Raw genomic sequence first — 10,980 nt, 5'->3', positions numbered from 1 at the left:
GGCCTGAGCGCGCGCGCGTCCGCACTGCGCGCCGCGCCCGGGCGCGCCGTCCGCCGCCCCTCCGAAGGTCGTGGAGCGGCGGTCCACGACACGCCCGGGTTGCCGCATGCCTCCGCGCACGGCTAGGATGGACTGTCACTCGTGTGACAATCCTGTCCGCCTGCCCGTCGCGGACCACCAAAGACAACGCTCTTTCCGCGTCGGGCCCGATATTGTCCATTCGGAGCATCCACTACATGACAACCGCAACGACCAAGGCGCCCAAGCAGGTCGCGATCAACGACATCGGATCTGCTGACGATTTCCTCGCCGCGGTCGAGAAGACGCTCAAGTTCTTCAACGACGGCGACCTCATCGAGGGCACCGTCGTGAAGATCGACCGCGACGAGGTCCTCCTCGACGTCGGCTACAAGACGGAGGGCGTCATCCCCTCCCGCGAACTTTCCATCAAGCACGACGTCGACCCGAGCGAGGTCGTCGAGGTCGGCGACTCCGTCGAGGCCCTCGTTCTCCAGAAGGAGGACAAGGAAGGCCGTCTGATCCTGTCGAAGAAGCGCGCGCAGTACGAGCGCGCGTGGGGCGACGTGGAGAAGATCAAGGAGAACGACGGCGTCGTCACCGGCTCGGTCATCGAGGTCGTCAAGGGCGGCCTCATCGTCGACATCGGCCTCCGCGGCTTCCTCCCGGCCTCGCTCATCGAGCTGCGCCGCGTCCGCGACCTCACGCCGTACCTCGGCCAGGAGATCGAGGCGAAGATCCTCGAGCTCGACAAGAACCGCAACAACGTGGTCCTGTCGCGTCGCGCCCTCCTCGAGCAGACCCAGTCCGAGTCGCGCTCGACCTTCCTGCAGAACCTCCACCCGGGCCAGATCCGCAAGGGTGTCATCTCGTCGATCGTCAACTTCGGTGCGTTCGTCGACCTCGGTGGCGTCGACGGTCTCGTCCACGTCTCGGAGCTCTCGTGGAAGCACATCGAGCACGCGTCCGAGGTCGTCGAGGTCGGCCAGGAGGTCACCGTCGAGGTGCTCTCCGTCGAGCTCGACCGCGAGCGCGTCTCGCTGTCGCTGAAGGCGACCCAGGAGGACCCGTGGCAGGTCTTCGCGCGCACGCACGCGATCGGCCAGGTCACCCCGGGCAAGGTCACGAAGCTCGTCCCGTTCGGCGCGTTCGTCCGCGTCGCGGACGGCATCGAGGGCCTCGTGCACATCTCGGAGCTGTCGGGCCGTCACGTCGAGCTCGCCGAGCAGGTCGTGTCGGTCGGCGAAGAGGTCTTCGTCAAGGTCATCGACATCGACCTCGAGCGTCGCCGCATCTCGCTGTCGCTCAAGCAGGCGAACGAGGGCGTCGACCCCGAGGGCACCGAGTTCGACCCGGCGCTCTACGGCATGCTCACCGAGTACGACGAGCAGGGCAACTACAAGTACCCCGAGGGCTTCGACCCCGAGACCAACGAGTGGCGCGAGGGCTTCGAGGCCCAGCGCGAGAAGTGGGAGCAGGAGTACGCTGCCGCCCAGGCTCGCTGGGAGGCGCACAAGAAGCAGGTCGCGGCCTCGCTCACGGCGCAGGCTTCGGACGACTCGTTCTCGGCGGGCGCCTCGTCGTTCTCGAGCGAGACCGCCGGCGCGGGCACCCTCGCCGACGACGCCTCGCTGGCGGCGCTGCGCGAGAAGCTCTCGAGCAACTAGTCGCATCGCACAGCCTCGCGCTGTTCGAACGGCATACGGAAGGCCGGTCCCCTCGGGGGCCGGCCTTCCGGCGTTCCGATCGGTTCTCCCTCCCGTGTCCGGGAGGTACCGTGTCCGGGAGGAGCATTGTCACGAATAGAGTGGACGTGTGTATCTGATCGGCCTCACCGGCGGCATCGCGTCGGGCAAGTCCACCGTTGCGCGCCGGCTCGTCGAGCACGGCGCCATCCACCTCGACGCGGACCAGCTCGCCCGACGCGTGGTCGAGCCGGGAACGACGTGTCTTCAGGCGATCGTCGACGAGTTCGGCGAGGACGTGCTCCGTTCGGACGGCACCCTCGATCGTCAGCGGCTCGGCGAGATCGTGTTCGGCGATGACGAGGCGCGCGCGCGGCTGAACGCGATCGTGCACCCGGCGGTGCGGGAGCTCTCCGGGAGGCTCATCGCCAAGGCCGAGCAGGAGGACCCCGACGCGGTGATCGTGTACGACGTCCCGCTCCTCGTCGAGGCCCAGGTCGACCATCCGTTCGACCTCGTGGTCGTCACGAGCGCGCCGAAGCGCGCCCAGGTCAAGCGCCTCGTGGAGGAGCGCGGCCTCGATCCGATCCAGGCGGAGGCCCGCGTCGACGCGCAGGTCGGCGATGCCGAGCGACGTGCCGTGGCGGATGTCGTCATCGACACCGGCGGCACGATCGCGCACACCATGAGCCAGGCCGATGCCCTGTGGGTGGACATCGAGCGAACGCGGCACGCGAAGCACGGCTGAGCCGGTCGACGCGGGCGTCGGGCCTTCTCGGGCCGCGGTGTCGGTGGCCGAACCTAGACTGGAATCCATGCAGTCCACCCGTTCCGTGCGCCCGTTCGAGGTCGTCAGCGACTACGCCCCGAGCGGAGACCAGCCGAAGGCGATCGCCGACCTGGCGGCCCGGATCAACGCCGGCGAGACCGACGTGGTGCTGCTCGGCGCGACCGGCACCGGCAAGTCCGCGACGACGGCGTGGTTGATCGAACAGGTGCAGCGGCCCACGCTCGTGCTCGCCCACAACAAGACCCTCGCGGCCCAGCTCGCCAACGAGTTCCGCGAGCTCATGCCGAACAACGCGGTCGAGTACTTCGTCTCGTACTACGACTACTACCAGCCCGAGGCGTACGTGCCGCAGACGGACACGTTCATCGAGAAGGACTCCTCGATCAACGCCGAGGTCGAGCGGCTCCGGCACTCGACGACGAACTCGCTGCTCAGTCGCCGCGACGTCGTCGTGGTGTCGACCGTCTCGTGCATCTACGGCCTCGGCACGCCCGAGGAGTACCTCAGCGCGATGATGCCGCTGCAGGTCGGCCAGCGCGTCGACCGCGACTGGCTCATCCGGAAGTTCGTGTCGATGCAGTACCAGCGCAACGACGTCGACTTCTCGCGGGGCACCTTCCGGGTGCGCGGCGACACGATCGAGATCATCCCGGTCTACGAGGAGCACGCGATCCGGATCGAGATGTTCGGCGACGAGGTCGAGGCGCTGCACAGCCTGCATCCGCTCACGGGAACCGTCGTCGCGAAGCTCGACGCGGTGCCCGTGTTCCCGGCCTCGCACTACGTGGCGAGCGTCGACGTCATGCAGCGGGCCATCGGGACGATCCGCGACGAGCTCGACGAACGACTCCAGGAGCTCGAACGCGAGGGCAAGCTGCTCGAGGCGCAGCGACTGCGCATGCGGACGACGTTCGACCTCGAGATGATGGAGCAGATCGGCTTCTGCTCGGGCATCGAGAACTACTCGCGGCACATCGACGGGCGGGCGCCTGGCGAGGCGCCGCACTGCCTCCTCGACTACTTCCCCGACGACCTCCTGGTCGTGATCGACGAGTCGCACGTGACCGTGCCGCAGATCGGCGCGATGTACGAGGGCGACGCCTCGCGCAAGCGCACGCTGGTCGAGCACGGGTTCCGCCTGCCGAGCGCACTCGACAACCGGCCGTTGAAGTGGGACGAGTTCAAGGATCGCGTCGGGCAGACCGTGTACCTGTCGGCGACGCCCGGCCGGTACGAGATGGGCATCGCCGACGGCGTGGTCGAGCAGATCATCCGTCCGACCGGTCTCGTCGACCCCGAGATCGTCGTGAAGCCCACGAAGGGGCAGATCGACGACCTGCTCGAGGAGATCCGGGCGCGCGCCGAGCGCGACGAGCGCGTGCTCGTCACGACGCTCACCAAGCGCATGGCCGAAGAGCTCACCGACTTCCTCACCGAGGCGGGCGTGCGCGTGCGGTACCTCCACTCCGACGTCGACACGCTCCGCCGCGTCGAGCTGCTGACCGAGCTGCGGGCGGGCGTCTACGACGTGCTCGTGGGCATCAACCTCCTCCGCGAGGGACTCGACCTGCCCGAGGTCTCGCTCGTCGCGATCCTCGACGCCGACAAGGAGGGGTTCCTGCGCTCCTCGACCTCGCTCATCCAGACGATCGGGCGTGCGGCACGCAACGTCTCGGGTCAGGTCCACATGTACGCCGACGTGATGACCGACTCGATGCAGCTCGCGATCGAGGAGACCAACCGGCGTCGCGACAAGCAGCTCGAGTACAACCGCGTCAACGCGATCGACCCGACGCCGCTCCGCAAGCGGATCGCCGACATCACCGAGGTGCTCGCACGGGAGGAGGCCGACACGGCCGCGCTCCTCGCGGGTCGCGACGGGCGGAAGACCTCGCCGGTGCCGATGAAGCGCGATGGCATCGCCGCTGCGGGGGCGAACGACCTCGAGGAGCTCATCCGCGACCTCAACGACCAGATGCTCGAGGCCGCCGGCGAGCTGAAGTTCGAGCTCGCCGCACGACTGCGCGACGAGGTCTCCGAGCTGAAGCGGGAGCTCCGCCAGATGGAGAAGGCGGGGCACCTCGGCTGACCTGCCGCGTCGCGGCCGGAGCGCCGAGTCGATCCGTCGATCGAACGTGTGTTCGCTCTCAGCAGGTGCACGCGCGGCGTCGGTGTCGGAGGCCGTTCGTAGACTCGTAGGGTGCCAGTTTCACGTCTCGATGCCCATTCGCGCCTGAGTGTCCGCGGGGCACGCGTCCACAACCTGCGCGACGTCGATGTCGAGATCCCACGGGATGCGATGGTCGTGTTCACCGGTCTCTCGGGCTCGGGCAAGTCCTCGCTCGCGTTCGACACGATCTTCGCCGAGGGCCAGCGCCGATACGTCGAGTCGCTCTCCGCGTACGCGCGGCAGTTCCTCGGCCAGGTCGATCGGCCCGACGTCGACTTCATCGAGGGCCTGAGCCCGGCGGTCTCGATCGACCAGAAGTCGACGAACCGCAATCCGCGATCGACGGTCGGCACGATCACCGAGATCTACGACTACATGCGACTGCTCTGGGCGCGCATCGGCGTGCCGCACTGCCCGGTCTGCGGCGAGCGGATCCAGCGCCAGACCGTGCAGCAGATCGCGGACCGACTGATGGAACTCGAGACCGGCACTCGGTTCCAGGTGCTGAGCCCCGTCGTCTCGCAGAAGAAGGGCGAGTTCGTCGACCTCTTCCGCGAGCTCTCCGGGCAGGGGTACTCCCGCGCGGTCGTCGACGGCGAGCTCATCCGCCTCGACGAGGCGCCGAAGCTGAAGAAGCAGGTCAAGCACGACATCTCCGTCGTGATCGATCGGCTCGTGGCATCCGATGACCTCCTGGGTCGACTCACCGATTCCCTCGAGACGGCCCTGCGGCTGACCGACGGCGTGGTCCAGGTGAACTACGTCGACCGCGAGGGCGATGCCGCGTGGCAGACGTTCTCCGAGAAGCTCAGCTGCCCCAACCAGCACCCGATCGCGCTCACCGAGATCGAGCCTCGGACCTTCTCGTTCAATGCGCCCTTCGGTGCGTGCCCCGAGTGCTCCGGGCTCGGCACGCGCATGTCGGTCGACGAGGAGCTCCTCCTCGGCGACCCGACGCTCAGCATCACCGAGGGCGTGATCCTGCCGTGGACCTCGCAGGGCAAGAGCCTCTACAACTACTACGAGAAGCTCCTCGACGGACTGGCTCGCGACCTCGGCTTCTCGCTCGACACGCCGTGGGAGGACCTCGACGCCGACGCCCGCCACGCGGTCCTGCGCGGCGACAACTTCGAGGTGAGAGTGCGCTGGCGCAACCGGTACGGGCGCGAGATGAGCTACACCTCGGGCTTCGAGGGGGTCGTGCCCTACATCGAACGCCAGTACCTCCAGGCCGAGACCGACGTGCAGCGCGCGCGCTGGGCCGAGTACCTCCGCGAGATCCCCTGCCCGGTGTGCCGCGGCGACCGGCTGAAGCCCGAGGTGCTCGCGGTCCTCGTCCACGACGCCTCGATCGCCGACGTGTGCCGACTCAGCCTGCACGACGCGCGCGCGTTCATGGACCGCCTCGAGCTGACCGACCGCGAGCAGGCGATCGCGGCGCAGGTGCTCCGCGAGATCAAGCTCCGACTCGACTTCCTCATCCGCGTCGGGCTCAGCTACCTCGACCTCGCCCGGGCCGCGGGCACCCTCTCCGGCGGCGAGGCGCAGCGCATCCGGCTCGCGACCCAGATCGGGTCGGGTCTCACGGGCGTGCTGTACGTGCTCGACGAGCCGAGCATCGGCCTGCACCAGCGAGACAACCGCAGGCTGATCGACACCCTCGTCGCCCTCCGCGACCTCGGCAACACGCTGATCGTCGTCGAGCACGACGAGGACACGATCCGCACGGCCGACTGGATCGTCGACATCGGACCCGGGGCGGGCGTGCACGGCGGCACGGTCGTGCACAGCGGCAGCTATGCCGACCTGATGAAGAACACCGAGTCGCTCACCGGCGACTACCTCGCCGGGCGCAAGGAGATCCCGATCCCGCCGACGCGTCGTCCGCTCGATCCCGCGCGGGTGATCCGGGTCGAGGGAGCACAGGCGAACAACCTCCGCGGCGTCGACGTCGAGTTCCCGCTCGGGACCTTCACGGCGGTCACGGGCGTGAGCGGGTCCGGCAAGTCGTCGCTCGTGAACGACATCCTCTACCGGGTGCTCGCCAATCGACTGAACGGGGCGCGCAAGGTCCCCGGCAAGCATCGTCGGGTCAGCGGCCTCGAGCACCTCGACAAGGTCGTCCACGTCGACCAGGCCCCGATCGGCCGCACCCCGCGATCGAACCCCGCGACCTACACGGGCGTCTTCGACCGCATCCGCACGCTGTTCTCCGAGACCGCCGAGGCCAAGGCCCGCGGCTACCTGCCGGGCCGGTTCAGCTTCAACGTCAAGGGCGGCCGCTGCGAGGCGTGCTCGGGCGACGGCACGATCAAGATCGAGATGAACTTCCTCCCCGACGTGTACGTCGCGTGCGAGGTCTGCGGCGGCAAGCGCTACAACCGCGAGACGCTGCAGGTGCACTACAAGGGCCGGAACATCGCCGAGGTGCTCGAGATGCCGATCAGCGAGGCGGCCGAGTTCTTCGAGCCGATCTCGGCGATCCACCGCTACCTCAAGACGCTCGTCGACGTCGGTCTGGGCTACGTGCAGCTCGGTCAGAGCGCGACGACGCTCTCCGGCGGCGAGGCGCAGCGGGTGAAGCTCGCCACGGAGCTCCAGCGCCGGTCGAACGGGCGCAGCGTGTACGTGCTCGACGAGCCCACGACCGGCCTGCACTTCGAAGACGTGCGGAAGCTCCTGAAGGTGCTCGGCAAGCTCGTCGAGAAGGGCAACACCGTCATCGTCATCGAGCACAGCCTCGACGTCATCAAGTCCGCCGACTGGATCATCGACCTCGGACCCGAGGGCGGGTCGGGCGGAGGCCAGGTCGTCGCGACGGGCACGCCGGAGCAGGTCGCCGAGGTCCACGAGAGCCACACGGGGTACTTCCTGCGCGAGATCTTCGAGGCCGCCGCCGGCCCGGCGGTCGCCGCCAGCTGAACATGGCCGACACCGTCCCGTACCGTCCGCGGCCGGGGGAGATCCCGACCCGTCCGGGCGTCTACCGGTTCCGCGACGCCGACCGACGCGTGCTCTACGTCGGCAAGGCCATGAACCTCCGCGCCCGGCTGTCGAACTACTTCGCCCCGCTGCACACCCTCCACGAGCGCACTCGCCGCATGGTCACGACCGCGGCGTCGGTCGAGTGGACCGTGGTCGGCAACGACATCGAGGCGCTCCAGCTCGAGTACACGTGGATCAAGGAGTTCGATCCGCCGTTCAACGTCAAGTACCGCGACGACAAGTCGTACCCGTACCTCGCGGTGACGCTCGCCGACGAGGCGCCGCGCGCGATCGTCACACGGCGCCGCGGCATCCCCGGTGCCAGGTACTTCGGCCCGTACCCGAAGGTGTGGGCGGTCAACGAGACGCTCGACCTGCTCCTGAAGCTCTTCCCGATCCGCACCTGCAAGGACTCCGACTACAAGCGGGCGATGCAGACCGGCAAGCCCTGCTTCGCCGGCCAGATCGGGCGGTGCTTCGGCCCGTGCTCGGGCCGGGTCACGATCGCGGAGCATCGGGCGAACGTCGACCGGTTCGTGGCGTTCATGCAGAACCAGGACCGCCGCATCATCACCGACCTCACGCAGCAGATGCGGGCGGCGGCCGCGGTGCAGGACTACGAGACCGCGGCGCGACGGCGCGACGAGTTGCAGGCGGCGGAGTCGTTCTTCGAGAAGAGCGCGGTCGTCCTCCGCGAACACGTCGACGTCGACGTGTTCGGCATCGACCACGACGAGCTGGCGGCGGCCGTGCACCTCTTCATGGTCCGCGGCGGCCGGATCCGGGGCGTGCGATCCTGGACGGTCGACACCGAGCTCGACATGAGCCTCGGCGATCTCGTCGACTCGGTGGTGCAGAACGCGTACGGCGATGACATCCGTCCGCCGGCAGAGGTCGTCGTCCCGGCGCTGCCCGACGACGCCGAGGCGCTCGAGGGCTGGCTCGCGGCGCTCGGCAGCCGGAAGGTGCGTCTCCGTGCCGCCCGCCGAGGCGACAAGGCGGCGCTCCTCGACACGGCGACCCAGAACGCACGCCAGACGCTCATGCTCTACAAGACGCGACGGAGCGCCGACTTCACTGCGCGCTCCCGTGCGCTCGAGGACATCCAGGAAGCGCTCGGCATGGCCGATGCGCCGCTTCGCATCGAGTGCTTCGACGTCTCGCACCTGAGCGGCACGAACGTCGTCGCGTCGATGGTCGTCTTCGAGGACGGACTGCCGCGCAAGGACGAGTACCGTCGGTTCACGATCCCGAGCACCACCGACGACACCGACTCGATCCACCAGGTGCTCACGCGTCGTCTCGCGTACCTCGCACCACCCGATGACGCGAACGGGGCGGATGTCCCGGCCGACGCCCCGGTCGGAGGCGACGGCGCGGAGGCGCTCGACCCGCCCGTCGACGACGGTGAGGCCGTGGTGTCACCGCGTCGCGCCAAGTTCGCGTACCGGCCGAACCTGCTCGTCGTCGACGGAGGGCAGCCGCAGGTCGCCGCGGCCGAGCGGGCCCTCCGCGAGTCCGGGGTCGGCGGCGTCTACCTCTGCGGCATCGCCAAGCGCCTCGAGGAGATCTGGACCCCCGATTCCGACTACCCGGTGATCCTTCCCCGCAACAGCGACGCGCTCTTCCTGTTCCAGCGCATCCGCGACGAGGCGCACCGCTTCGCGATCACCCACCAGCGACAGCGTCGCAAGCGCGACATCACGACGGTCCTGTCCGAGGTTCCCGGGCTCGGCCCCGCCCGAGTCAAGGCGCTGCTCAAGCACTTCGGTTCGGTCGCGCGTCTCCGCGGGGCCGACGAGGCGGCGATCGCCGAGGTCCCGGGCATCGGCCCGAGCCTCGCATCGGCGATCCGCTCGCACCTGGAGGGATCGCACCGCTCCGCCGCCGACTAGGCTGGACCACCGGGGGAACGCAGGAAGGGAGCGCCGAGCGAGATGACCGACGGCGATCGCCAGGAGATGCTCATCGTCACGGGGATGTCGGGAGCCGGACGCTCCACCGTCGCCGACGCACTCGAGGATCTCGGCTGGTACGTCGTCGACAACCTCCCGCCGCAGATGCTCCGCCCCCTCGTCGAACTCGCCCAGCGGGCGGGAGCCTCGCTTCCGCGGATCGCCGCGGTCGTCGACATCCGCGGAGGGACGTTCTTCTCGGAGCTGCAGGAGATGGTCGAGTCGCTCCGCGACAAGGTGGACGTCCGCGTGGTCTTCCTCGACGCGAACGACGCGGTCCTCGTGCGCCGGTTCGAGTCGGTGCGCCGACCGCACCCGCTGCAGGGCGACGGAACGCTGCTCGACGGGATCACCGCTGAACGCACGCGCCTCGCGGAGGTGCGCGAATCGAGCGACATCATCGTCGACAGCTCCGACCTCAACATCCACCAGCTCGCGACCCTCGTCACCGAGACGTTCGCCGAGGAGAATCGCGCCGGCCTGCGCGTGATCGTCCAGAGCTTCGGGTTCAAGTACGGCCTGCCGCCGGACGCGGACCTCGTCGCCGATGCGCGATTCCTTCCGAACCCGTTCTGGGAGCCCGAGCTGCGCGCCCACACGGGCGAGGACCCCGAGGTCGCCGAGTTCGTGCTCGGACAGGCCGGAGCGCGTGAGTTCCTCGACGCGTACGTCGCGGCGCTGCGCCCGGTGCTCGAGGGCTACCAACGGGAGAACAAGCGCCACGCGACCATCGCCCTCGGCTGCACCGGCGGGAAGCACCGCTCGGTGGCACTGGTGCGCGAGCTCGCGACACGGCTGAGATCGATCCCCGGGCTCGCGGTGAGCGTGAAGCACCGCGATCTCGGACGGGAATGAACCGGCGCCGACGGCGCCGACGCAACGCAGAGAGGACGACCACGTGGCCCTGACCGCTGAGGTGAAAGAGGAGCTGGCGAAGGTCGAGGTCGCCCGGACCTCGGTTCGCGCCGCGGAGCTGGCATCCGTGCTCCGATTCGCCGGGGGACTCCACATCATCTCGAGCCGGATCGCCATCGAGGCCGAGCTCGATGCGCCGTCGATCGCGCGCAGGGTGACCCGCGACCTCGGCGAGCTCTACGGCGTCCGGCCAGACGTCTCGGTGATCTCGGCATCCGGCCTGCGCCGGACGAACCAGTACCTCGTGCGCGTGCTCGACGGCGGCGAGACGCTCGCGCGTCAGACCGGGCTCCTCGACGCGCGCCGCCGCCCCGTGCGCGGACTCCCCAACAAGCTGACGACCGGTTCGCGCGACGAGGTCGCGGCCGTGTGGCGCGGCGCGTTCCTGGCGCGGGGGAGCCTCACCGACCCCGGCCGGTCCGCAGCGCTCGAGGTGACCTGCCCCGGCGGAGAGACGGCGAT

General features: G+C 69.1%; 7 protein-coding genes. All 7 read left to right on the top strand.

The features are described from left to right. Positions 1–236 precede the first annotated feature (236 nt). Entirely contained in the window at positions 237–1,685 is a 1,449-nt protein-coding gene (gene rpsA / locus ESO86_RS05530) for a 30S ribosomal protein S1 (RefSeq protein WP_129233926.1), read from the top strand. A 148-nt stretch (positions 1,686–1,833) separates the two neighbouring features. Beyond that, positions 1,834–2,451, top strand: a complete 618-nt coding sequence (gene coaE, locus ESO86_RS05525) for a dephospho-CoA kinase (RefSeq protein ID WP_129233924.1) — start codon at positions 1,834–1,836, stop codon at positions 2,449–2,451. A gap of 67 nt (positions 2,452–2,518) precedes the next feature. After that, the gene (gene uvrB / locus ESO86_RS05520) at positions 2,519–4,582 is read left to right on the top strand and encodes an excinuclease ABC subunit UvrB (protein ID WP_129233922.1); all 2,064 of its coding nucleotides are present in this window, start codon (positions 2,519–2,521) and stop codon (positions 4,580–4,582) included. A 111-nt stretch (positions 4,583–4,693) separates the two neighbouring features. Then, a complete protein-coding gene (gene uvrA / locus ESO86_RS05515; RefSeq protein ID WP_129233920.1) occupies positions 4,694–7,585 on the top strand; it encodes an excinuclease ABC subunit UvrA in 2,892 nt (963 codons plus the stop codon). A gap of 2 nt (positions 7,586–7,587) precedes the next feature. Next, on the top strand, positions 7,588–9,543 hold the full coding sequence (gene uvrC / locus ESO86_RS05510) for an excinuclease ABC subunit UvrC (protein WP_129233918.1): 1,956 nt from the start codon (positions 7,588–7,590) through the stop codon (positions 9,541–9,543). Positions 9,544–9,585: 42 nt separating this feature from the next. Continuing rightward, the gene (gene rapZ, locus ESO86_RS05505; protein ID WP_129233917.1) at positions 9,586–10,458 is read left to right on the top strand and encodes an RNase adapter RapZ; all 873 of its coding nucleotides are present in this window, start codon (positions 9,586–9,588) and stop codon (positions 10,456–10,458) included. Between the two features lie 43 nt (positions 10,459–10,501). After that, a partial coding sequence (gene whiA / locus ESO86_RS05500; RefSeq protein WP_129233915.1) for a DNA-binding protein WhiA occupies positions 10,502–10,980 on the top strand: 479 nt, incomplete at its 3' end.

Source organism: Agromyces binzhouensis (assembly GCF_004135055.1).
In the GTDB taxonomy this organism is placed as follows: domain Bacteria; phylum Actinomycetota; class Actinomycetes; order Actinomycetales; family Microbacteriaceae; genus Agromyces; species Agromyces binzhouensis.
The sequence above is the reverse complement of the archived record's forward strand: the minus strand, read 5'-3'. Positions and strand labels throughout refer to the sequence as shown.